The sequence below is a fragment of the Stenotrophomonas chelatiphaga genome, from assembly GCF_001431535.1.
Taxonomy (GTDB): Bacteria; Pseudomonadota; Gammaproteobacteria; order Xanthomonadales; family Xanthomonadaceae; genus Stenotrophomonas; species Stenotrophomonas chelatiphaga.
In genome coordinates, this window is record NZ_LDJK01000002.1 from 1 (window position 1) to 23511 (window position 23511).

Consider the following 23511-nt stretch of genomic DNA (forward strand, 5'->3'; position numbering starts at 1 on the left):
AGGGCCGGGCGGTGGGGCTGGGCGGGGGCGTTGAGCGCCATGGATGGCGCGAAACGAGGCCCGCAGGAGCGGCTCTTGCCGTCCCCCGACCAGCCCCGCCGCCCGGCCCCGCTCAAGGCACCAACCAGCCACCCACGAGGGGCTCAGCCGTTCGCCAGCAACCCCGCCGGCAGCTGCATCGTGATGCAATGCAAACTCCCGTTCTGCCAGATCAGCGAACGGCACGGCACCTGCACGATCTCCCGGTCCGGGAACGCCGCCGCCAGCACGTCACGCGCCGCCTCGTCCGCCGCATCGCCATAAGCCGGCATCAGCACCGCACCATTGACGATCAGGAAGTTCGCGTAGGACGCCGCCAGGCGACGCCCTTCGTCCAGGACCGGCTGCGGCCACGGCAGCGGGAACAGGCGGTACGGCTGGCCATCGGCGGTACGCAGCGCGGCCAGTTCGGCACCCATCGCCTGCAGTTCCGCGTGGTGTGAATCAGACGCATCGTCGCAGGCCTGGTACACGATGCTGTCGGCCGAAGCGAAGCGCGCCAGCGTATCGATGTGGGCGTCGGTGTCGTCACCTTCCAGGTAGCCGTGGTCCAGCCACAGCACGCGGTCCTGCTGCAGCCAGTCAGCCAGGTCGGCGGACAGGCTGGCGCGGTCACGGTCCGGGTGGCGCTCGTGCAGGCACTTCCAGGTGGTCAGCAGGGTGCCCTGGCCATCGGTTTCAATGCCGCCGCCCTCCAGCGCGAAGGCAATGCTGCGCACCGGTGCGTCGTTGAACACGCGCGCGGCATCCAGCACGCCGACCAGCTGGTCGTCCAGCGTGGCGTCGAACTTGCCGCCCCAGCCGGTGAAGCGGAAATCCAGCAACTGGAAGCCGCCGTCCTTGCGCTGCAGGGTGATCGGGCCGGAATCGCGCAGCCAGGTGTCGTCGTAGGCCGCAGTGACGAAGCGCACGCGTTGCATGTCGATGCGGTTGGAGCGCAGCCGCATCTCGGCGTAGGTCTCCACGTCATCGTCGGCCACGCAGATCAGCACCGGCTGGAAGCGGGTGATCGCGGCTACCAGGGCGATGTAGGTCTCTTCCACTTGGCCCAGGCGGTCGGCCCAGTCGGTGTCGGCCGTCGGCCAGGCAATCAGGACGCCGCTCTGGGCTTCCCATTCGGCAGGAAAACGAAGGGTCTGGTTCATGGTCTCGCTTGGATGCGCCCGCGCAGGCGCGGGCCGGGTTCGTCAGCGGATCGGCGGCTTGGGACCGATCTCGTTGGGGGCCGCCTTGTTGGCCACCACGTCGATCACCTTCTGCTTTTCGAAGTAGACGGTGAACTGCGGGTAGACCCAGCGGTTGATGGTGGGCCACTGGCGCTTCTGGCCGCCGCGGGCATCGAGCTGTTCAGCGGGTGAACCGAACTGGCTCTGCACCTGCTGCATGCTCTGTCCACGCACGGGCAGGGCAGCGGACGGCTTGTCGGCGGCACGGTCGATCAGCAGGGTGTCGGCCAGCGCCGGCGTGGCGGCGGCCAGGGTGGCCAGCACGGCCAGGGACATCAGGTAACGCTTCATCTCGAGCTACTCCCCAGTGGTCAAGAACGGCGATTACAGCATAAACAAAGCAGAAAGCCGCCCGGAGGCGGCTTTCAGCATCAAACCGGCCCCGCGAAGGAACCGTGGACGGCCGTCAGGCCGGCCGACTCAGCGCTGGCGCGCCTTGAAACGCGGGTTCGACTTGCAGATGACGAAGATCTTGCCACGACGACGCACGACCTTGCAGTCACGGTGACGGGCCTTCGCCGACTTCAGGGAGGACAGAACTTTCATGGCATACCTCGGCGTACACGTTGAGTGTAAAAGTAAGTGTTCAGGTGGAGCGCGCCGCGATATGCCGGAGACAATACTGCGTTGACGCTCGTTCAAGCCCGCCATTCTACCGGGCTTTTCTCCATCGTTTCAAGTGGTTGCACAGACGGATCGCAGCAGCCGCTCAGGCTGGGGCTAGAATGGGGTCTTCACACCCGCTGGAAACCCCATGTCCGCACTCGCTCCCGTCCTCACCATCGACGGCCCTTCCGGGGCTGGCAAGGGTACCATCAGCCGCATCGTGGCCCGCCGGCTGGGCTGGCATTACCTGGATTCGGGCGCGCTGTACCGGGCGGTGGGCGTGGCCGCCAGCTGGGCCGACATCGATACCTCGGACGCCTCGGCGCTGGTGCGCTGCACCTTCGATACCAAGGTCCAGTTCGTGGAGCAGGGCGAGACCATGCGGGTGCTGGTCAACGGTACCGACGCCACCGACGAGCTGCGCCTGGAGACCACCGGCGCGCTGGCCTCGGCAATTGCCGCCATTCCGGAGGTGCGCAGCGCATTGAAGGAACGCCAGCGCGCATTCAGGTTGGCGCCAGGCCTGGTTGCCGATGGCCGTGACATGGGCACCGTCATCTTCGCCGACGCCCCATTCAAGGTTTTCCTGACCGCCAGCGCCGAGGAGCGCGCCGAGCGCCGGCATAAGCAGTTGAATGACAAAGGGGTTTCTGTTAACTTTGATGACCTCCTGCGCGAGATCATGGCCCGCGACGCCCGTGATGCACAGCGCACTGTGGCGCCCCTGAAGCCGGCAGACGATGCCGTCCTCATCGATACCACTGGTATCGGCATCGATGATGTCGTTGCAAGAGTGATGGATCTGCTTCCGGTTTCGGCTGCCTGATCCGTTCGTACAGGAGTACCGCCAGCATTCGTGGCGGTTGTCGCCGCCGCAAGGCGATACGTACTGCAAGGTAGTAAATGCTCCGTCGCGCAATGATGCGTGGCGGTTTAACCACTTCACACACGGCCTGCTTTTCCGGGGTCGACCAACAGGCGGGCAGACGGACTCCTTGATGGAAGCCGCTGACCCATGTGATCAACAGAGTAAATCTAATGACCGAATCTTTTGCCGAACTGTTTGAAGCCAGCCAGGCCAATCTGGCCAAGCTGAAGCCGGGCTCGATCGTCAGCGGTACCGTCGTGGAAGTCCGCGGCGATGTCGTGGTGATCAACGCCGGGCTGAAGTCCGAAGGCATCGTGCCGATCGAACAGTTCCGTAACGACGCTGGCGAGATCGACGTCGCCGAAGGTGACATCGTCAAGGTCGCCCTCGATTCCATCGAGAACGGCTTCGGTGAAACCGTGCTGTCGCGCGAGAAAGCCAAGCGCGCGATGGTGTGGGACGAGCTGGAAGAAGCGTTGGAAAAGAACGAAACCATCACCGGCCGCATTAGCGGCAAGGTCAAGGGTGGTTTCACCGTGGACATCAAGGATGTCCGCGCGTTCCTGCCGGGTTCCCTGGTCGATGTGCGCCCCGTGCGCGATCCGGCCTACCTGGAAGGCAAGGAGCTGGAATTCAAGCTCATCAAGCTGGACCGCAAGCGTAACAACGTCGTGGTTTCGCGCCGCGCTGTCGTCGAAAGCGAGCACTCGGAAGAGCGCGAGCAGCTGATGGACAAGCTGCAGGAAGGCGCGATCCTGAAGGGTGTCGTCAAGAACCTGACCGATTACGGCGCATTCGTGGACCTGGGCGGTATCGACGGCCTGCTGCACATCACCGACATGGCATGGAAGCGCGTGCGCCATCCGTCCGAAGTCGTGAACGTCGGCGACGAGCTGGACGTGCGCGTGCTGAAGTTCGACCGCGAGCGCAACCGCGTTTCGCTGGGCCTGAAGCAGCTGGGCGAAGATCCGTGGGATAACATCTCGCGTCGTTACCCGGCCAACAGCCGCGTCTTCGGCAAGGTCTCCAACGTGACCGATTACGGCGCGTTCGTCGAGATCGAGCCGGGCGTGGAAGGCCTGGTGCACGTGTCCGAGATGGATTGGACCAACAAGAACGTCAACCCGTCCAAGGTTGTGCAGGTGGGTGACGAAGTCGAAGTGATGGTGCTGGATTGTGACGAAGAGCGTCGCCGCATCTCGCTGGGCATGAAGCAGGTTGCCGCCAATCCGTGGGAAACCTTCGCTGCCACCCACAAGAAGGGTGACAAGGTGTCGGGCCAGATCAAGTCGATCACCGACTTCGGCATCTTCATCGGCCTGGACGGCGGCATCGACGGCCTGGTCCACCTGTCCGACATCAGCTGGGCGACCACTGGCGAAGACATCGTCCGCAACTTCAAGAAGGGCGACAACCTGGACGCAGTCGTCCTGGCCGTTGATCCGGAACGCGAGCGCATCAGCCTGGGCGTCAAGCAGCTGGAGCAGGACCCGTTCGGCCAGTTCATGGCCGTGAACCCGAAGGGTTCGAAGATCGAAGGTGTGGTCAAGGAAGTTGACGCCAAGGGCGCCATCATCGAACTGGCCGACGGCATCGAGGGCTATGTGGCTGCCCGCGACATCTCCGCCGACCGCGTCGACGATGCGACCCAGCACCTGAAGGTTGGCGACAAGATCGAAGCCAAGTTCGTGGGCATGGACCGCAAGGGCCGCACCCTGCAGCTGTCGATCAAGGCGAAGGACGATGCCGAAATGCGCGAAGTGATGGACGACTACCAGTCGGCTGCTGCTTCCGGTGGCATGACCCAGCTCGGCGCGCTGCTGCGTGCACAGCTGGGCGGCAACAAGTCCGAGTAATCGGCCTTACGCTGTCGTAGTTTCCTGGACGGCCCGGACATCATGTCCGGGCCGTTTCAGGGTTTGAGCCCCCCGAGCAGAGCCTGCAATGACCAAATCCGAACTGATCGAAATCCTCGCGCGCCGGCAGGCGCACCTGAAGGCCGATGATGTCGATCTGGCGGTCAAGTCGTTGCTGGAAATGATGGGTGGTTCGTTGTCGGCCGGTGACCGTATCGAGATCCGCGGTTTCGGCAGTTTTTCCCTGCACTACCGTCCGCCGCGGCTGGGCCGCAACCCCAAGACGGGTGAGTCGGTGGCCCTGCCGGGCAAGCATGTGCCGCATTTCAAGCCGGGCAAGGAGCTGCGCGAACGCGTCAGTGACGTCGTCCCGCAGGATGCTGATCCTGCCTGAGCGCAGTGATGTAGAGCGTGCGATTCCCCCGCCGGGTCGGATAAGCTACAGACCGGGCATGACTGGAGCTGTCGCATGAAGGTTTTCCGTTTGCTGGTCCTGCTGGCCGTTCTGGTCCTTGGACTCATCATCGGCGCGGTCAACATGACCGAGATGTCGATCAATCTCGTATTTACCCAATTGCATACCTCGGTCGGCGTGGCGATGATCGCCGCATTGCTGGTCGGTGTTGTGGTCGGTGCCGGTCTGGTGCTGGTGAGCGTGGTCGTCCCGCTCTATGCCCAGCTGCGCCGCGCCAACAAGGCCGTACCGGTGACCCCGGTGACGCCCCCCCAACCTCCTTTTGCAGGACGCTGATCACGCATGGAATTCGTTTCCCAGTATTTCTGGTTCTTCCTGTGCGTGCCGCTGGCCGCCGTCGCCGGCTGGGTGATCGGGCGTCGCGGTGGGCAGCGGCACGGTGACAACCAGGTCAGCCGCCTGTCCAGTACCTATTTCCGCGGCCTGAACTACCTGCTCAACGAACAGCCGGACAAGGCGATCGAGCTGTTCCTGCACATCGCCGAACTGGACAAGGAAACCTTCGAGACCCAGGTTGCGCTGGGCCATCTGTTCCGCCGTCGCGGCGAGGTCGACCGCGCCATCCGCCTGCACCAGGGGCTGGTCAACCGCACCGACCTGAGTGATGCCCAGCGCGTGCAGGCGCTGCTGGCGCTCGGCGAGGACTACATGAAGTCCGGCCTGCTGGACCGGGCCGAAACGGTGTTCAGCGAACTGGCGCAGATCGACCAGCGCGCGCCGCAGGCGCTCAAGCACCTGATCGGCATCTACCAGGCCGAGCGCGACTGGGAAAAGGCGATCGACAACGCCCTGCGCTTCGAAGAAGTGACCGGCGAGCCGATGGGCAAGCTGGTGGGCCAGTTCGAATGTGAGCTGGCCGAACGCCACCGTGGCGCCGGCAACGTCGAAGAGGCGAGGGCGGCCATCGCGCGCGCCTACCAGGCCGATGCGATGTCGGTCCGTGCCGGCATCATCGAAGGCCGTCTTGAAACCGATGCGGGCAACGCGGAAGCGGCCGTGCGCGCGTTCGAACGTGCTGCACGCAACGATCCGGAATACCTGCCCGAAGTGCTGCAGCCGCTGATGCAGAACTACCGCAAGGTCGGCGACATGGGCGGCGCGCGCAGTTTCCTGTCGGAAATGACCGAGCATTACCGCGGCATCGCCCCCGTGCTGGCGCTGACTCGCCTGATGGAAGAGCAGGAAGGCGTTTCGCCGGCCCGTGCCTACCTGGGCCGGCAGCTGAAGGACCGCCCGTCGGTCCGTGGCGAGTCGGCGCTGATCGACCTCACCCTGGCCGAAGGCGCTGACCCCACCGCGACCCTGCATGACCTCAAGCACATCACCGACCAGTTGCTGGTGCGCAACCCGGCCTATCGCTGCACGCGCTGTGGCTTCGGCGCGCGCACCCATCACTGGCAATGCCCCAGCTGCAAGGAATGGGGAACGGTCAAGCCGCTGCTGAACTACGCGGTGCTGTAACCGATGCGGGATGTTGATCCGTGGATGGTGCTGCTGGTGCTGGCGCTGCTGTCGGCCGGGCTGACCTGGCTGGCACGTCGCTACGCGCTGCAGCGGCAGCTGCTGGACCACCCTGGCGAACGTCGCAGCCACCGCGTTGCGACGCCGCGTGGCGGGGGCATTGCGATCGTGGTCACCGTGCTGGCCGGCACCGCCGCCGGCGCGTTCCTGTATCCGGCCGCAGCGCCCCAGCTGGCGGTGTTCGCCGCCGGCCTGGTGATGGTGGCCGGCATCGGCTGGTGGGACGACCATCGCCCGCTGCCGGCCGTGCGCCGGCTGCTGGTGCACATGCTGGCGTCGGCGCTGCTGGCCGGGCTGGCCTGGCAGGCGACCGGCAATGCGCTACAGGCCCTGCTGCTGTTCCTGGTGGCGACCGCGCTGGTGAACCTGTGGAACTTCATGGACGGCATCAACGGCATCGCCAGTGGCTATGCGCTTGTTGGCGCGTTGAGCCTGGCCGTGGTGATGCCGATGCCGTTCGCGTTGATCGCCGTGGTGGTCGCCGCGGGCTGCCTCGGTTTCCTGCCATTCAACTTCCCTCGCGCGCGCATCTTCATGGGCGACGTGGGCAGTGGGGCATTGGGTTACCTGATGGCCGCGCTGGCCGGGCTGGGAAGCGTGGTAACTGACATCCACTGGCTGGCCTTGCTGGTACCGTTGTCAGCCTTCATCGTGGACGCAGGCTTCACGCTGTCATCCCGCATGCTCACAGGGCAGCGCTGGATGGAACCCCATACGCAGCATGTCTACCAGCGCGCGGTGAAGGCCGGCTCCAGCCACACACGTGTAACAGGCGTGTATATTCTGCTCGGCCTTGTCGGCGCGGCAGTACTGGCGGCTCTGGTTCCCCTGCCGCCGCTGCAGCAGGCCGGCGTGGCGGTTGCCTGGGGGGCGTTGTTGGCCTGCCTGTGGGCAGTCATGCGTGTTCGCCTGCGCAACTATTGAGGGTTTAACCTGGTCATGTCAGCTCGGTGGAATCGAATAATCGCGTTGGTGCCCCGCGCGGCCATCGTCGTCCATGACCTGTTCATGGTGTGGGCCTGCTGGCAGCTGCTGCACGCGGGTCGTTACTCCATCCTGCCCGACGCCCCCGCATTGCCTCTCTGGAATGTCGACACCTCGCTGGTGCTGGGCATCCAGGCGCTGGTGTTCTGGCGCGTCGGCCTGTATCGCGGCCTGTGGCGGTTCGCCAGCGTTGCCGACCTGATCAACATCTTCAAGGCCAGTTTCATCGGTCTGGTGGCCATTGTCCTGACCCTGATGTGGAAGCGCTTCGATGGCGTCCCGATGTCGGTGCTGGTCATCTATCCCTTTGCGCTGTCTGCGCTGCTGGGTGCCCCGCGGCTGCTGTACCGGGCGTGGAAGGATTACCAGTCGGTCCAGTCCGACACCAGCGGCCGGCGCGTGCTGATCCTCGGTGCAGGCCAGGCGGCCGAGGCGCTGGTCCGTGACCTGCGCCGTTCAGGCGAATTCGACCCGGTCGGCCTGCTCGACGACGCCCCCCACCTGCAGGGCGCCAAGCTGCAGGGCCTGCCGATCCTCGGCACGCTGGACGATGCCGCTGCCGTCGCCCGCGAAACCTCCGCCAAACTGATCGTCATCGCCATTCCGTCGCTGGATGCAGTTGGCATGCAGCGCGTGGTCGGCCTGTGCGAGAGCACCGGCGTGCCGTTCCGCACCGTGCCCAAGCTGACGGACATCCTGCAGGGCCAGTCGTTGCCGGGCCAGCTGAAGGAGGTGGCGATCGAGGACCTGCTCGGCCGCAAGCCGATCCAGCCGGACTGGTCGCTGATCCGCAACTGGCTGGGCGGGCGCACGGTGCTGGTCACCGGCGCCGGCGGTTCGATCGGTTCGGAGCTGTGCCGGCAGTGCGCCCGGCACGGGGCAGGGCGCATCGTCCTGCTGGAAATGAGCGAGCTGCTGCTGCTGACCATCGAAGCCGAGTTGTGCCGCAGCTTCCCGGATATCGAAGTGGAGGCGGTGCTGGGCGACTGCGGCGACCCGGCGGTGATCCGCCACGCGCTGTCGCTGCACCGTATCGAAGCGGCCTTCCATGCCGCAGCCTACAAACAGGTTCCGGTGCTGGAGCGCCAGCTGCGCGAGGCCGTGCGCAACAACATCCTGGCCACCGAAAACGTGGCCCGGGCCTGCATGGAGGCCAAGGTGGAGCACTTCGTGTTCATCTCCACCGACAAGGCCGTCGACCCGGTCAACTCGCTGGGCGCCAGCAAGCGCTATGCCGAGATGATCTGCCAGAGCCTGGACCAGAAATCCACGCACACCCGTTTCGTGACCGTGCGCTTCGGCAATGTGCTGGCATCGGCCGGCAGCGTGGTGCCGTTGTTCCGCGACCAGATCATGAAGGGCGGGCCGGTCACCGTGACCGACCCGGAGGTCACGCGTTACTTCATGACCATTCCCGAGGCATGCCAGCTGATCCTGCAGGCGGCCGCCTCCGCCTCGCATGGCGCCATCTACACGCTGGACATGGGCGAACCGGTGCCGATCCGTGTGCTGGCTGAACAGATGATCCGGCTTGCCGGCAAGCAGCCGTACAAGGACATCGCGATCATCTACACCGGACTGCGTCCCGGCGAGAAGCTGCATGAGACGCTGTTCTATTCCGATGAGGACTACCGTCCCACATCGCACCCCAAGGTGCTGGAAGCCGGGGTGCGCACGTTCTCACGCGACCTGGTGCTGGGCAACGTGCCGAAGCTGCGCGACGCCATCACCACTTACGATATCGAAGCGATCCAGCAGATTCTGTTCGCGACCATGCCGGAGTTCGATCCGCTTCAACAGGATGCATACATTCCATCCGCTAACGTAGTGCCCTTCCCGGCACGTGAGGCCAACAGGTAATCGATGAGCAAGCGAATCAGAAAAGCAGTTTTTCCAGTGGCAGGGCTCGGGACGCGCTTTTTGCCGGCAACCAAGACGGTTCCGAAGGAAATGCTGCCGATCATTGATCGTCCGCTTATCCAGTACGCCGTCGACGAGGCCATCGAGGCCGGCTGTGACACCCTGATCTTCATCACCAACCGTTACAAGCACGCCGTCGCCGATTACTTCGACAAGGCTTACGAGCTGGAACAGAAGCTCGAGCGCGCTGGCAAGCTCGAACAGCTGGAGCTGGTCCGCCACGTGCTGCCCAACGGCGTGCGCGCGGTGTTCGTCACCCAGGCAGAAGCGCTGGGCCTTGGCCATGCGGTGCTGTGCGCCAAAGAGATCATCGGCGACGAGCCGTTCGCGGTGCTGTTGCCGGACGACCTGATCTACAACCGCGGCGACAGCGCACTCAAGCAGATGGCCGACCTGAATGAGGCCACGGGCGCCAGCGTCATCGCGGTGGAAGATGTGCCGCACGAGCAGACGGCCAGCTATGGCATCGTCGCCACCGAGGCGTTCGATGGCAGTCACGGCCGCATTTCGGCGATCGTGGAAAAGCCGAAGCCGGACGATGCGCCCAGTGACCTGGCCGTGGTCGGCCGTTACGTGCTCAGTCCGAAGATCTTCGAACTGCTGGAAGCGACCGGCACTGGTGCCGGCGGCGAGATCCAGCTGACCGATGCGATTGCCGAACTGCTGAAGACCGAGCCGGTGGACGCCTACCGTTTCCAGGGCCGTCGCTTCGATTGCGGCACGCATCTGGGCCTGGTGGAAGCCACCATCCGTTTCGCGCTGAACAGCAAGAAGCTGGCCAAGCCGGCGCGGCAGAAGCTGCAGGAAATGCTCGCCGAAGAAGATTGATCCGGCGAGCGGCTGGGCCCCTCGTGGCTGGCGGCTTTGTTGCTGTCGCTGCGGGGTGGCCGGGCGGGGAGGCTATGCGGGGCACGCGCAAGTACGTCCATGTAGCTCTTCGCGGCTCCTGCCGCTCAAGGCCCCGCATAGCCTCCCCGCCCGACCCATGACAGGTTCTGGTGGCCGCCAGCCACGCAAGAAATAAAAGAGGGGGTCAGGGTCCTTTCGCGCAGCGAAAGGACTCTGACCCCCTTTTTATGTTTCATCCCCATCCGCCGACCATGGGTATGCCGGTCGTCCCGACCGGCACCCTGCGGGCCGTCGCAAGCAACGTTGGCAGCGGCTCCTGCCGCTGCCTTCGGCGCTACCAGAGCACCCAGGACCTGTCGAAGGTGGGGCGGGGTGGGGTCGCGGGAACGCTCATCCGCATGGATGCGGATGGCGAGCCTCCAGGGATGGATTCACGGCGATTCCCGCGAATCCACCCTGCCCCGCCCAACACACAGCCCTGCGGCTGCGGCTGTTGCCTTGGCTCCAGCAGGCTGCCGGGGCGCAGCCCCGGCAACAACCTCGACTTACAGCGATTCGAAGATGCCCGCCGCACCCATGCCGGTGCCGATGCACATCGTCACCATGCCGTACTTCTGCTGGCGACGACGCAGGCCGTGCAGCAGGGTCGCGGTGCGGATCGCACCGGTCGCGCCCAGCGGGTGGCCCAGCGCGATCGCCCCGCCCAGCGGGTTGACCTTGGACGGATCCAGCCCGCAATCGCGGATCACTGCCAGCGACTGCGCGGCGAAGGCTTCGTTGAGCTCGATCCAGTCCAGCTGGTCCTGGGTCAGGCCCGCCTGCTTGAGCGCCTTCGGAATCGCGGCGATCGGGCCGATGCCCATCACTTCCGGGCGCACACCGGCCACGGAGAAGCTCACGAAACGCGCCAGCGGCTTCAGGCCGTAGTCCTTCACCGCCTGCTCGGAAGCCAGCAGCACCGCGCCGGCGCCATCACTCATCTGCGAGGAGTTGCCGGCCGTGACCGTGCCACCGAACTGGCCGTTGCGGAAGACCGGGCGCAGCTTGGCCAGGCCTTCAGCGGAGGAATCCAGGCGCGGGCCTTCGTCGGTGTCGACGATCTTGTCGCGGGTGATGATACGACGGCCGTCGGCCAGGTCAGGCTGGCGCGTACGCACGTCGTAGGGGCTGATCTCGTCCTTGAACTCGCCATTCTGGATCGCGGCGATCGCCTTCTGGTGCGAAGCCAGGGCAAACGCATCCTGCTCCTCGCGCGAAACCTTCCACTCTTCGGCAACCTTCTCGGCGGTGATGCCCATGCCGTAGGCGATGGCGACGTGGTCGTTGTCGAACACGCTCGGTGCCATCGCGATCTTGTTGCCCATCATCGGCACCATCGACATCGACTCGGTGCCACCGGCCAGCATCAGGTCGGCGTTGCCGAGGCGGATCTGGTCGGCGGCCATCGCCACCGCCTGCAGGCCGGACGAGCAGAAACGGTTGACCGTCTGCGCAGCGATGGTGTCCGGCAGGCCGGCCAGCAGCACGCCGATGCGCGCCACGTTCATGCCCTGCTCGGCTTCCGGCATCGCGCAGCCGATGATCGCGTCATCGATGCGGTTGACGTCGATGCCGGGGGCCTGCGCGACGACGCTGCGCAGCACGTGGGCCAGCATGTCATCGGGGCGGGTATTGCGGAACACGCCCTTGGGCGCCTTGCCGACCGGGGTACGGGTGGCGGCGACGATGTAGGCGTCCTGGATTTGCTTGGTCATTGCAGTGATCTCTCGAATAGGGGTTGGAAGAGGTTGCCGGCCAGCGGCCGGCACTACCGATGTCTTCCGTCAGTTCCGCAGCGGCTTGCCGGTCTTCAGCATGTGCGCGATGCGGGCCTGGGTCTTTTCCTGCTGGGCCAGTTCGACGAAGTGCTTGCGCTCCAGGGTCAGCAGCCACTCTTCGTCCACCAGCGTGCCGCGGTCAACTTCGCCGCCGCACAGCACGGTGGCGATGCGCACGGCGATTTCGTAGTCGTACGGGCTGATGAAGCGGCCTTCCAGCATGTTGACCAGCATCATCTTGAAGGTGGCGATACCCACGTCACCGGCGACCTGGATGCGGCGCGCCGGCATCGGCGGACGGTAGCCGCCTTCGGCCAGTGCGCGCACTTCGGCCTTGGCGATGTACAGGGCCTCGTAGCTGTTGAACACCACCTTGTCGGTGGCGCGCATCAGCCCCAGCTCCTGTGCGTTGACGGCCGAATTGGAGACCTTGGCCATGGCCACGGTTTCGAAGGTCTTCTTCAGTTCGGCGAAGACATCCCCGCCCGGGCCAGCGGCCTGCGAGGCACGCACCGCCAGTTCCTTCAGCCCACCACCGGCCGGCAGCAGGCCGACGCCGGCTTCGACCAGGCCGATATAGCTTTCCAGCGATGCCACGCTCTTGGCGCTGTGCATCTGGAACTCGCAGCCACCGCCCAGCGCCAGCCCGCGCACCGCGGTCACCACCGGCACCAGCGAATACTTGATCGCCTGGCTGGTGCGCTGGAAGTTGTGCACCATTTCTTCGAACTGCTCGACCTTGCCGGCCTGCAGCAGGCCCAGCGCACCGGCCAAGTCGGCACCGGCGGAGAAGGGCTCCTTCTGCTGCCAGATCACCAGGCCCTTGAAGTCCTGTTCGGCGCGCTTGATCGCTTCCTGCAGGCCATCAAGCACGTGGTCGGAGACGGTGTTCATCTTGGTCTTGAAGCTGACCACCGCGATGCCGTCGCCGTCGTGCCACATGCGCACGCCGTCGTTCTCGAACACGGTTTCGCCCGGGGCGAACGTCTCGCCCAGCAGCGGATCCGGGAAGCGCTGGCGCTGGTACACCGGCAGCGCGGAGCGCGGCAGCTTGGCATTGCGCGACGGGCTGTAGCTGCCCTCGGCGGCGTGCACGCCGTCGCGGCCATCGAACACCCAGTCCGGCAGCGGCGCGCTGCTCATGCTCTTGCCGGCCACGATGTCATCGGCGATCCACTGTGCGACCTGCTTCCAGCCGGCCGCCTGCCAGGTTTCAAACGGACCCAGCGACCAGCCGTAGCCCCAGCGGATGGCCAGGTCGACATCGCGCGCGGTCTCGGCGATGTCCGCCAGGTGGTAGGCACTGTAATGGAACAGGTCGCGGAAGGTCGCCCACAGGAACTGCGCCTGCGGGTGCTGGCTTTCGCGCAGCTTGGCGAACTTCTCCGCCGGGTTTTTGATCTTCAGGATCTCGACCACTTCCGGGGCAGCGGCGCGGTCAGCCGGACGGTAGTCCTGCTTTTCAAGGTCCAGCACCACGATGTCCTTGCCGGCCTTGCGGAAGATGCCCGCGCCGGTCTTCTGGCCCAACGCGCCCTTGGAAATCAGCGCGTCCAGCCACTTCGGCGACTTGAAGAACTCATGCCACGGATCGTTGGGCAGGGTATCGCCCATGGTCTTGATCACGTGCGCCATGGTGTCCAGGCCGACCACGTCGGAGGTGCGGTAGGTCGCCGACTTCGGGCGGCCGACCAGCGGACCGGTCAGGCCATCGACTTCGTCGAAGCCCAGGCCGAATTCCTGCGTGTGGTGGATCGTGGACAGGATCGAGAACACGCCGATGCGGTTGCCGATGAAGTTCGGGGTGTCCTTGGCATAGACCACGCCCTTGCCCAGGGTGGTGACCAGGAACGCTTCCAGCGCTTCCAGCACGGACGCATCGGTGGTGGTGGCCGGGATCAGTTCGGCCAGGTGCATGTAGCGCGGCGGGTTGAAGAAATGCACGCCGCAGAAGCGGTGGCGCAGCTGCTCGGGCAGCACGTCGGCCAGCTTGTTGATGCCCAGCCCGGAGGTGTTGGAGGCCAGCACGGCGTGGTCGGCCACGAACGGGGCGATCTTCTTGTACAGGTCCTGCTTCCAGTCCATGCGCTCGGCGATGGCTTCGATGATCAGGTCGCAGTCGCGCAGCTGTTCAAGGCCGGTCTCGTAGTTGGCCGGGGTGATCGATTCGGCGTAGGACTTGCTGGCCAGCGGGGCCGGGCTCAGCTTGGTCAGGTTGGCGATCGCCTTGATCACCACGCCGTCGGCGGGACCATCCTTGGCGGGCAGGTCGAACAGCACGGTGTCGACACCGGCATTGGTCAGGTGGGCGGCGATCTGGGCACCCATGACGCCGGCACCCAGCACGGCGGCGCGGCGGACTGGCAGGGAATTGGACATGTCGATAAGCCTTGGTTGGTCAGCAGTTACTACTGGGTGGAAAGGGAGGGAGCAGGGGTCGAAGGCGTGGGGCTGCCTTCGCTGCGTGCCGCGGCGCGGAAACCGGCCTCGGCGAAGTGGATGAGTTCCTGGGCGGCCTGTGCACGATGGGCTTCTTCGGTGACACCGGCGGGACGCTTGATCAGGCCGAAGTCGGCCATGGCGTAGGTCAGCGAGCCGGCCAGGAAGTCCAGCCGCCAGTACAGCTCTTCCTTGCTCAGGCCCGGCACGCAACCGGCGATGGCGCGGCCGAAATCGCGCAGCACGTGGCCGTAGTGGTCGGAGAGGAAGCGGCGCAGGTTGTCGTTCTTCTCGGCGTAGGCGCGGGCGATCACCCGCACGAAGGCGCCGCCGCTCTGCCGGTCCTGGGCCATCGCCAGCGCCGGTTCGACGAAGGCGGCCAGCACCGGCCGCAGCTCACCGGGGTGGTTGCCGAGGGCTTTTTCCAGCTGGCCCATGCGCGCGGCGGTCATTTCGTCCATGCGCCGGCGGAACACCTCGTTGACCAGGTTTTCCTTGGAACCGAAGTGGTAGTTGACCGCCGCGATGTTCACGTCCGCCTGGGTGGTCACCTGGCGCAACGAGGTCCCGGCAAAGCCATGCAGCGCGAACAGCTCCTCGGCAGCGCCGAGAATGCGGTCCTTGGTGGAGAAGTGGGCGGGTTTGGCCATGGGGCAGGGCAGGTTCAATCAAACGATTGTTTGATAGTAGACCCGGCCATGGGCCAGTGCATTGTGCGCCGCAGCATGCCAAGGCCACCGTTCATCCACGCCCGTTACATGAATGGCCGGGGCTACCGTGGAAGGGAGCGAGGCGTTACAATCCGCGCACGTTTATCAGGCTAAGCCCGCGTTTTGACGCGGGTTTTTTTCATGTTACCCTCGGGCCTTGAGTGGCCCGGACTTTCGGAGATACCACCATGGCGCTGGAGCGCACCCTTTCGATCATCAAGCCGGACGCCGTTGCCAAGAACGTCATCGGTGAAATCTACGCCCGCTTCGAGAAGGCTGGCCTGAAGGTCGTTGCCGCCAAGTACAAGCAGCTGTCGCGCCGCGAAGCCGAAGGCTTCTACGCCGTGCACCGCGAGCGTCCGTTCTTCAACGCACTGGTCGAGTTCATGATTTCCGGTCCGGTGATGATCCAGGCCCTGGAAGGCGAGAACGCCGTGCTGGCCCACCGTGACCTGCTCGGTGCCACCAACCCGAAGGAAGCTGCGCCGGGCACCATCCGCGCCGATTTCGCTGAATCCATCGATGCCAACGCCGCCCACGGCTCGGACTCGGTCGAGAACGCCACCAACGAAATCGCCTATTTCTTTGCCGCTACCGAAGTGGTCTCCCGCTAAGAGGTCGACGTGAACGAGGTCGTACAGACACCCGCCATCCAGCCGCTGCCGAAGTCGGCACCCACGGCTGGCAAGCAGAACCTGCTCGACCTCGATCGCGCGGGCCTGGAGCGCTTTTTCGTCGAAAAACTGGGCGAACAGAAGTTCCGGGCCCACCAGGTGATGAAGTGGATCCACCATCACTACGTCACCGACTTCGATGAGATGACCGACCTCGGCAAGAACCTGCGCGCCAAGCTGCAGGAACATGCCGAGGTCCTCGTCCCGAACATCGTGTTCGAAAAACCGTCCGCCGACGGCACCCACAAGTGGCTGCTGGCGATGGGCACCGATGGCAAGAACGCCATCGAGGCGGTGTACATCCCGGACAAGAACCGCGGCACGCTGTGCGTGTCCTCGCAGGTCGGCTGCGCGCTGAACTGCACCTTCTGTTCGACCGCCACGCAGGGCTTCAACCGCAACCTGTCCACTGCCGAGATCATCGGCCAGGTGTGGGTGGCCGCGCGCCACCTGGGCAACATCCCGCACAAGCAGCGTCGCCTCACCAACGTGGTGATGATGGGCATGGGCGAGCCGCTGATGAACTTCGACAACGTCGTGCGCGCCATGAGCGTGATGCGTGATGACCTGGGTTACGGCCTGGCCAACAAGCGCGTGACCCTGTCCACCTCCGGCCTGGTGCCGCAGATCGACCGGCTGTCCACCGAAAGCGATGTGTCGCTGGCCGTTTCGCTGCATGCCCCGACCGATGAGCTGCGCGAGACCCTGGTGCCGCTCAACAAGAAATACCCGATCGCCGATCTGATGGCGTCCTGCGCGCGCTACCTGCGCGCCAACAAGCGCCGCGAATCGGTGACCTTCGAATACACCCTGATGAAGGGCATCAACGACCAGCCCGAGCACGCCCGTGCGCTGGCCCGGCTGATGCGCCAGTTCGACAACGCCGTGCAGGCCAAGGGCTCGGGCAAGATCAACCTGATCCCGTTCAACCCGTTCCCGGGCACCCGCTACGAGCGTTCGGACGAGGTCCAGATCCGCGCCTTCCAGACCATCCTGCTGGACAGCAACGTGCTGACCATGGTGCGTCGCACGCGCGGTGATGACATCGATGCGGCGTGTGGCCAGTTGAAGGGGCAGGTGATGGACCGCACCCGCCGCCAGGCCGAGTTCAACAAGATCCTCAACGAGTCGCTCAAGGATGGAGCCGGACGTGATGCGGCGGCCTGACCGCTCGCTGTCCCTTGCCCTCGTTGCGCTCTGCGTGATCGCGCTGAGCGCCTGCAACAGCGGTTCCAAGGGCGTCAAGCTGCCCAAGGCGCAGCTGGCGGTGGCGCCCACCTACGTGGCCCAGGATGACGGCCGCATCCGCAAGCTGCACCAGTACCAGAGCCAGCTGACGCTGGCCGGGTCGGACTTCGGCAGCGGCAACCTGGCGTCGGCGGAAAAACGTGCGCGTGCCGCGCAGAAACTCATTCCCGAGCGTCCCGACGCGCTGCTGCTGCTGGCCGCCATCGCCGACCGTCGCGGTGAGGGTCCGCGTGCCGGTGAACTGCTGCAGCGCGCCGTTGCACAGGCCCCGGAGCGCGGCGACGTGCTGAACAACTACGCGGCGTGGATGTGCCAGCACGGTGATGCCCAGGCATCGCTGGGCATGTTCGAGCGCGCCATCGCAGCGCCGGGTTACGCCAGCCCCGGCGTCGCATTGTCCAACGCCGGCGCCTGCGCGCTGCGCGCCCGGCAGCCGGTAGTGGCCGAACGCTACCTGCGTGCGGCGCTCGCGCAGGACCCGCGTGATGCCCAGGCATTGGATGCCATGGCCCAGCTTTCCTTCGACGATGGCCGTTACATGGAAGCCCGCGCGTTCTCCGAGCGCCGGCTCGCGGCTGCACCGCCAACGCGTTCCGTGTTACAACTGGCGTCGCAAATAGAGACGCGACTGGGTGATCAGCGAGCAGCTGAGCGCTACCAGCAGCGGATTCGACAGGAATTTCCGCAGGATGCGGACCTCAATTCCAAGGGTTGAAGCACTGTGACTGACAACCAGACCGTGAACGCTTTCGAGACGGCAGCCGGCTGTGGCCAACGCCTCCGCCAGGCCCGTGAAGCGGCAGGACTGACGCTTGACGATGTGGCCCAGCGCCTGCACATGCCGGCGCAGGTGGTGCGTTCGCTGGAAGAAGAGCAATGGCAGCGCCTCGGCGCGCCGGTGTTCGTCCGTGGCCAGCTGCGCAGCTATGCGCGGCTGCTGGGGGTGGATGTCGGCGAGGTGCTTGAACAGGCGCAGGTCGGCCCGATCGTGCCGCCGACCCTGGTCAGCCACACCCATACCCCGCGTGCACGCCGCATCGCCGAAAGCATCGGTCGCCGCCTGCTGTACGTGGGCATCACCGCCGCGTTGGCGGTGCCGGTGTGGTTCGCCACCCGCAGCCATCTGGATGCGGACGGGCAGGGGCCAAGCACCGCGTCGCTGGATGTGATTCCGGCGACCGTGGCAGTGGCTCCGCCGCGCAACGACGATGATGCCCCCCGCGTTGCCGCCCCGGCCGCCGCGCCGGCCAGGCCGGCAACCCAGCCCTACATGGCTTCGCTGACGCCGGTGCCGCGTCCTGCGGTGGCCAGTGAACCGGCCGTGGGCAAGGGCGCGCTTGGCCTCCAGTTCAGCGGTGACAGCTGGATCGAAATCACCGCGCCGGACGGCTCCACGGTGGAGAAGGCGCTGGTCCAGGCCGGCCAGTCGCGCAGCTTCACGCCGGGCCAGGTGGGCCGGGTGGTGCTGGGCAACGCTGCGCAGGTGCAGGTTCAGCAGAACGGCGCCATCATCGATCTTGGCCCGTATCGGCGAGCCAACGTCGCACGCTTTACGGTATCCTCTGAAGGCTCCGTGGTCCCGGTTTCAAACTGAGGCCCGGGCTGGAATCCACAACCCATTGAACAGTCCTCCCCGGCGAGCTTGCCTCCGGCTCGGGTAGGGCGAGAGTACGCATGGCGATCGACGACCTGCTCGACGAGCACGAACAAAGTGAACGCGTCCGCACCTGGCTGCGGAAGAATGGCCTGAGCATCATCGGCGGCGTAGCGATTGCCGTCGGTGCGATCTGGGGCTGGGGCTATTGGCAGCAGGAGCACGGCAACAAGCTGGCTTCGGCCAACGTCGAATACCAGAAAGTGCTCCAGGGCATCCAGGAAAACAAGCTCGACGACGCCGGCAAGGCGGTCAAGGCGCTCGACGCCGGTCCGTCCAACATCTATTCCGAACTGGCTGCGCTGCAGTTGGCCAAGGCGCAGGTCGAAGCGGGCAAGAACGATGACGCGCTGGCTACCCTGCGCGCGGTGACCGTGGAAGGCGACCTCAAGCATGTCGTCGACCAGCGCATCGCGCGCCTGCTGGTGGCCACCGGCAAGGGAAGCGAAGCGATCACCCTGCTGGGCAGCGCCACCGACCCGGCGTCGCTGGAAATCCACGGCGATGCCCTCATCGCCGCCGGCAAGCGCGATGAAGCGCGTGGGCAGTATGAGAAAGCGCTGAAGACGCTGGACGTGGCAGCGCCGCAGCGGCGCCTGCTGGAAACCAAGTTGATGGACGCCGGCGGCACCGTCGCGGCGACTGAGGAGTCGGTTTAATGAGTCAGATGGTCATCCTCAAGCGGGTTGCCACGGTTGCCATGCTCGGCATGGCGCTGTCCGGTTGCAGCACGGTCAAGGGCTGGTTCGCCGGCAAGGACGCTGAAGCCAAGAAGTTGCAGGAGCCGGTGGAACTGGTGAAGTTCGACGCCACCGTCAAGGTCGACAAGCTGTGGACGGTCAACCTGGGCAAGGGCGAAGAGCGCATCGGCGTCCGCCAGGGCCCGGCAGTCGCCGACGGCCGCGTGTTTGCCGCTGCCATCACCGGCGGCGTGCATGCCATCGACCTGCAGACCGGCAAGAAGGTCTGGACGTATGAGCCGGCCAAGGAAAAGAAGAAGCCCAAGCTGCGCCTTTCCGGCGGTCCGGGCGTGGGCGACGGCCTGGTGGTCATCGGCACGCTGGATGGCCAGGTGATCGCGCTGGATGCCGCTGACGGCACTGAAAAGTGGCGCGCCAAGGTGCCCGGCGAAGTGATTTCGGCCCCGGCCGTCGGCCAGGGCATGGTGTTCGTGCGCAGCAACGATGGCCGCATCACCTCCTTCGACGCGACCAACGGCACCCAGCGCTGGTTCAACCCGCGCGAACTGCCGATGCTGACCGTGCGCGGCAACGCGCCGGTGGTGCAGGGCCCGGGCGTGGTGTTCGTCGGCAACGATGACGGCACCCTGGCCGCGCTGGGCGCTGCCGATGGACGCACGCTGTGGGACCAGGTGGTCGGCAACCCGGAAGGGCGCACCGAACTGGATCGCATGGCCGATGTCGACGGCGCTCCGGTGCTGGAAGGCAGCACGCTGTATGCCAGCAGCTTCAAGAACCAGACCATCGCCATCGAAGGTCCGACCGGGCGTCCGTTGTGGACGCGCGACCACGGTGGAGCAGGCGGCGTCACGCTGTCTTCGTCCTATGTGATCGTCACCGACAACCAGGGCGGCGTGTTCGGCCTGGACAAGCAGAGCGGTGCGGCCAGCTGGTCGCAGACCGGCCTGGCCCGGCGCCAGCTGACCGGCCCGGCGCTGCAGGGCGATTACGTGGTCGTCGGGGATTTCGACGGCTACGTTCACTGGCTGCAACAGTCCGATGGCGCGATGGCCGCCCGGGCAAAGACCGGCGGGACCGTCAAGGCCCAACCGATAGTCGCCGACGGGGTCCTGCTGGTGCAGAACATCGAAGGCAAGCTGACCGCTTTCCGGTTGGCCAATTAATTACGGAGTAAACGCGATGCTGCCCCTGGTCGCCCTGGTCGGACGGCCGAATGTCGGCAAGTCCACAATCTTCAATGCGCTCACGCGCACCCGCGACGCGCTGGTCCATGACCAGCCCGGCGTGACCCGTGACCGCAACTACGGTGTCTGTCGCCTGGACGAGGACAATCACTTCCTGATCGTGGACACCGGCGGCATCGCCGAACAAGAAGAAGGCCTGGCCGGCGCCACCGCGCGGCAGGCCCGTGCCGCCGCCGAAGAAGCCGATCTGATCGTCTTCGTGGTCGATGCACGCGATGGCACCTCTGCGCTGGACGATGACATCCTGGCCTGGCTGCGCAAGCAGCAGCAGCCGAAGGTGCTGCTGATCAACAAGATCGACGGCACCGACGAGCACACCGTGCGCGCGGAGTTCTCGCGCTACGGCTTCAGCGAAATGCTGACCGTCTCGGCTGCCCATCGCCAGGGTCTGGACGACCTGCTCGAGGAAATCGTCGAGCGGCTGCCCGAAGAGGGCAGCGCCGAAGAGATGGACAACGATCCGAACCGGGTGCGCATCGCCTTCGTCGGTCGCCCCAACGTGGGCAAGTCCACGCTGGTCAACCGCATCCTCGGCGAGGAGCGGATGATCGCCTCGGAAGTGCCGGGCACCACGCGTGATTCGATCTCGGTGGACCTGGAACGCGAGGGTCGCGATTACCGCCTGATCGACACCGCCGGCCTGCGCCGCCGTGGTCGGGTCGACGAAGCGGTGGAAAAGTTCTCGGTCGTCAAGACCATGCAGGCCATCGAACAGTGCCAGGTCGCGGTGCTGATGCTGGACGCGCATGAAGGCGTGACCGACCAGGACGCGACCGTTCTCGGCGCGGTGCTGGATGCCGGCCGCGCGCTGGTCATCGCGATCAACAAGTGGGACGGGCTGACCGATTACCAGCGCGAGCAGGCAGAGACCCAGCTGTCGTTGCGCCTGGGCTTCGTGCCGTGGGCGGAATCGGTGCGTATCTCGGCGATGCACGGCTCCGGCCTGCGTGAGCTGTTCAGCGCGATCCACCGCGCGCATGACTCGGCCAACCACCAGTTCAGCACCAGCGAAGTGAACCAGGCACTGGAAATGGCCTACACCGCCAATCCGCCGCCGACCATCCGGGGCCATGTGTCCAAGCTGCGTTACGTGCATCCGGGCGGCGCCAATCCGCCGACCTTCATCGTGCACGGCACGCGCCTGAAGGAACTGTCGGAGACCTACAAGCGCTATCTGGAAAACTTCTTCCGCAAGCGCTTCAAGCTGGTCGGCACCCCGGTGCAGTTCATCTTCCGCGAAGGGTCCAACCCGTACGAAGGCAAGAAGAACCCGCTGACCGAACGCCAGGTCAAGGCCAAGCGCCGCCTGATGAAGCACGTCAAGGGCCGCTGAGGCCCGTTCCCGACGATGGGTAGCGCCGACCCATGGTCGGCGAGCGCAGCGGGCCGTGCGCGGCAGGATTCCGCCGAGCATGGCCCGGCGCTACGACCTCATCCGGCATCCATGGCCGATAATGTGGCCATGCGCATTCCTGAAATCACGCCAGAACTCGCCCTGCAGCGCCTTTCCGAAGGCGCCGTACTGATCGACGTGCGCGAGCCGCACGAGCGCGCCGGCGGCATGGCCGAAGGCGCGCGCGGCATCGCCCTGGCCGATCTGCAGGCGGCCCCGGCAACCCACCTGCCGCGCCTGGAACAGGACATCCTGCTGATCTGCCAGACCGGCAAGCGCTCTGCCGATGCCGCGCGGTTCCTGCACGCCGCAGGCTACACGCAGGTCGCCTCGGTGGCCGGTGGCACCGTCGCCTGGCGCCTGCAGCAGCTGCCGCTGGTGCAGCCAGCCGGCAGCGCCGAAGACCGCGATTTCCATGACCGCTATTCCCGCCACCTGCTGCTGCCGCAGGTCGGCGTGGATGGCCAGCGCCTGTTGCAGCGTTCGCGCGTGCTGGTGCTGGGCGCGGGCGGCCTGGGCTCGCCAGCCGGTTTCTACCTGGCCGCCGCCGGGGTAGGGCAGCTGCGCTTCGTCGACGATGACCGCGTGGAGCGCAGCAACCTGCACCGGCAGATCGTGCACACTGACGCCAGCGTTGGCCAGTACAAGGTCGATTCGGCGCGCGAGCGCCTGCTGGCGTTGAACCCTTCCATCGCCATCGAAGCCATCGCCGAACGCGCGACGTCGGCCAACATCGACGCCTTGATGGACGGCGTGGACGTGGTGCTGGACGGTTCGGACAATTTCCCGCTGCGCTACCTGCTCAATGATGCGTGCATCAAGCACGCCACGCCGCTGGTATATGCGGCCATCGAGCGTTTCGACGGCCAGGTGAGTGTGTTCGATGCCGGACGCCAGCGTGGCGTGGCGCCGTGCTACCGCTGCCTGTTCCCGCAGCCCCCGCCGCCGGAATTCGCGCCCAACTGCGCCGAAGCCGGGGTGCTGGGCGCGCTGCCCGGGCTGGCCGGCGTGCTGCAGGCCACCGAGGTGCTGAAGCTGCTGCTGGGCATCGGCGAACCGCTGACCGGGCGGCTGCTTCGCTTCGATGCGCTGTCCATGCGCTTCCGCGAAACCCGGCTGTCGCCGGATCCCCACTGCGCCGTCTGCGCGCCCGGTCAGGACTTCCCCGGCTACATCGACTACGCCGCGTTCTGCTCAAATCCGCAACGATGATCGGCGGCATTCGGATGCTTGTTTCATATCCGGAACGATGAACCGCAACCCACGTGCTATTGATTGCGACGTGCA

General features: G+C 65.7%; 22 protein-coding genes. 16 read left to right on the top strand and 6 right to left on the bottom strand.

All coding sequences use genetic code 11. The features are described 5' to 3' along the window. Nucleotides 1-143: 143 nt before the first annotated feature. The 3 genes from ABB28_RS00175 to ykgO all read right to left on the bottom strand — a co-directional run bounded on the left by ABB28_RS00175 (nucleotide 144) and on the right by ykgO (nucleotide 1811). A complete protein-coding gene (locus ABB28_RS00175; RefSeq protein WP_057506685.1) occupies nucleotides 144-1184 on the bottom strand; it encodes an agmatine deiminase family protein in 1041 nt (346 codons plus the stop codon). Nucleotides 1185-1226: 42 nt separating this feature from the next. Further along, on the bottom strand, nucleotides 1227-1556 hold the full coding sequence (locus ABB28_RS00180; RefSeq protein WP_057506686.1) for a hypothetical protein: 330 nt from the start codon (nucleotides 1554-1556) through the stop codon (nucleotides 1227-1229). Between the two features lie 129 nt (nucleotides 1557-1685). Continuing rightward, entirely contained in the window at nucleotides 1686-1811 is a 126-nt protein-coding gene (ykgO, locus tag ABB28_RS00185) for a type B 50S ribosomal protein L36 (protein ID WP_005409283.1), read from the bottom strand. 208 nt (nucleotides 1812-2019) lie between these two features. Between ykgO and cmk the strand changes: the two genes are divergently transcribed. From cmk to galU, 8 genes are all read left to right on the top strand, one after another. After that, entirely contained in the window at nucleotides 2020-2697 is a 678-nt protein-coding gene (gene cmk / locus ABB28_RS00190; protein ID WP_057506687.1) for a (d)CMP kinase, read from the top strand. A 212-nt stretch (nucleotides 2698-2909) separates the two neighbouring features. Further along, a complete protein-coding gene (rpsA, locus tag ABB28_RS00195) occupies nucleotides 2910-4595 on the top strand; it encodes a 30S ribosomal protein S1 (protein ID WP_057506688.1) in 1686 nt (561 codons plus the stop codon). Nucleotides 4596-4683: 88 nt separating this feature from the next. Then, nucleotides 4684-4989, top strand: coding sequence for an integration host factor subunit beta (locus ABB28_RS00200; RefSeq protein ID WP_042615402.1), 306 nt, complete (start codon nucleotides 4684-4686; stop codon nucleotides 4987-4989). A 75-nt stretch (nucleotides 4990-5064) separates the two neighbouring features. Beyond that, nucleotides 5065-5346, top strand: coding sequence for a lipopolysaccharide assembly protein LapA domain-containing protein (locus ABB28_RS00205; RefSeq protein WP_057506689.1), 282 nt, complete (start codon nucleotides 5065-5067; stop codon nucleotides 5344-5346). A 6-nt stretch (nucleotides 5347-5352) separates the two neighbouring features. Then, a complete protein-coding gene (gene lapB, locus ABB28_RS00210; protein ID WP_057506690.1) occupies nucleotides 5353-6531 on the top strand; it encodes a lipopolysaccharide assembly protein LapB in 1179 nt (392 codons plus the stop codon). 3 nt (nucleotides 6532-6534) lie between these two features. Next, nucleotides 6535-7515 carry an MraY family glycosyltransferase gene (locus ABB28_RS00215; RefSeq protein ID WP_057506691.1) on the top strand — a complete coding sequence of 327 codons (981 nt, stop codon included), beginning with the start codon at nucleotides 6535-6537 and terminating at the stop codon, nucleotides 7513-7515. 15 nt (nucleotides 7516-7530) lie between these two features. Then, nucleotides 7531-9435, top strand: coding sequence for a polysaccharide biosynthesis protein (locus ABB28_RS00220; protein ID WP_057506692.1), 1905 nt, complete (start codon nucleotides 7531-7533; stop codon nucleotides 9433-9435). A 3-nt stretch (nucleotides 9436-9438) separates the two neighbouring features. Then, a complete protein-coding gene (gene galU, locus ABB28_RS00225; protein WP_057506693.1) occupies nucleotides 9439-10323 on the top strand; it encodes a UTP--glucose-1-phosphate uridylyltransferase GalU in 885 nt (294 codons plus the stop codon). Nucleotides 10324-10889: 566 nt separating this feature from the next. On the opposite strand, the gene ABB28_RS00230 is transcribed toward galU, so the two are convergent. The 3 genes from ABB28_RS00230 to ABB28_RS00240 form a co-directional block, all read right to left on the bottom strand. Further along, nucleotides 10890-12098 (bottom strand): acetyl-CoA C-acyltransferase, encoded by a 1209-nt coding sequence (locus tag ABB28_RS00230; protein ID WP_057506694.1) that lies wholly within the window; start codon nucleotides 12096-12098, stop codon nucleotides 10890-10892. Between the two features lie 69 nt (nucleotides 12099-12167). After that, nucleotides 12168-14540 (bottom strand): 3-hydroxyacyl-CoA dehydrogenase/enoyl-CoA hydratase family protein, encoded by a 2373-nt coding sequence (locus ABB28_RS00235; protein ID WP_057506695.1) that lies wholly within the window; start codon nucleotides 14538-14540, stop codon nucleotides 12168-12170. Nucleotides 14541-14569: 29 nt separating this feature from the next. Next, complete coding sequence (locus ABB28_RS00240; protein WP_057506696.1) at nucleotides 14570-15250, bottom strand: TetR/AcrR family transcriptional regulator; 681 nt, start codon at nucleotides 15248-15250, stop codon at nucleotides 14570-14572. A 248-nt stretch (nucleotides 15251-15498) separates the two neighbouring features. Between ABB28_RS00240 and ndk the strand changes: the two genes are divergently transcribed. The 8 genes from ndk to moeB all read left to right on the top strand — a co-directional run bounded on the left by ndk (nucleotide 15499) and on the right by moeB (nucleotide 23436). Further along, complete coding sequence (gene ndk, locus ABB28_RS00245) at nucleotides 15499-15924, top strand: nucleoside-diphosphate kinase (protein WP_042615376.1); 426 nt, start codon at nucleotides 15499-15501, stop codon at nucleotides 15922-15924. A 9-nt stretch (nucleotides 15925-15933) separates the two neighbouring features. Next, the gene (gene rlmN, locus ABB28_RS00250; RefSeq protein WP_057506697.1) at nucleotides 15934-17151 is read left to right on the top strand and encodes a dual-specificity RNA methyltransferase RlmN; all 1218 of its coding nucleotides are present in this window, start codon (nucleotides 15934-15936) and stop codon (nucleotides 17149-17151) included. Then, nucleotides 17138-17947, top strand: a complete 810-nt coding sequence (locus ABB28_RS00255) for a tetratricopeptide repeat protein (protein ID WP_057506698.1) — start codon at nucleotides 17138-17140, stop codon at nucleotides 17945-17947. Before rlmN ends, ABB28_RS00255 begins: the two co-directional genes overlap by 14 nt. A 6-nt stretch (nucleotides 17948-17953) precedes the next feature. Next, a complete protein-coding gene (locus ABB28_RS00260; protein ID WP_057506699.1) occupies nucleotides 17954-18826 on the top strand; it encodes a RodZ domain-containing protein in 873 nt (290 codons plus the stop codon). 80 nt (nucleotides 18827-18906) lie between these two features. Further along, nucleotides 18907-19545 carry a YfgM family protein gene (locus ABB28_RS00265; protein ID WP_057506700.1) on the top strand — a complete coding sequence of 213 codons (639 nt, stop codon included), beginning with the start codon at nucleotides 18907-18909 and terminating at the stop codon, nucleotides 19543-19545. Then, nucleotides 19545-20750: an outer membrane protein assembly factor BamB gene (gene bamB, locus ABB28_RS00270; protein WP_057506701.1), complete on the top strand. Its 1206-nt coding sequence runs from the start codon at nucleotides 19545-19547 to the stop codon at nucleotides 20748-20750. The genes ABB28_RS00265 and bamB overlap by 1 nt, the downstream gene beginning before the upstream one ends. Before the next feature lie 16 nt (nucleotides 20751-20766). Beyond that, a complete protein-coding gene (der, locus tag ABB28_RS00275) occupies nucleotides 20767-22164 on the top strand; it encodes a ribosome biogenesis GTPase Der (RefSeq protein ID WP_057506702.1) in 1398 nt (465 codons plus the stop codon). A gap of 111 nt (nucleotides 22165-22275) precedes the next feature. Then, complete coding sequence (gene moeB / locus ABB28_RS00280; protein ID WP_275452883.1) at nucleotides 22276-23436, top strand: molybdopterin-synthase adenylyltransferase MoeB; 1161 nt, start codon at nucleotides 22276-22278, stop codon at nucleotides 23434-23436. Nucleotides 23437-23511 lie beyond the last annotated feature (75 nt).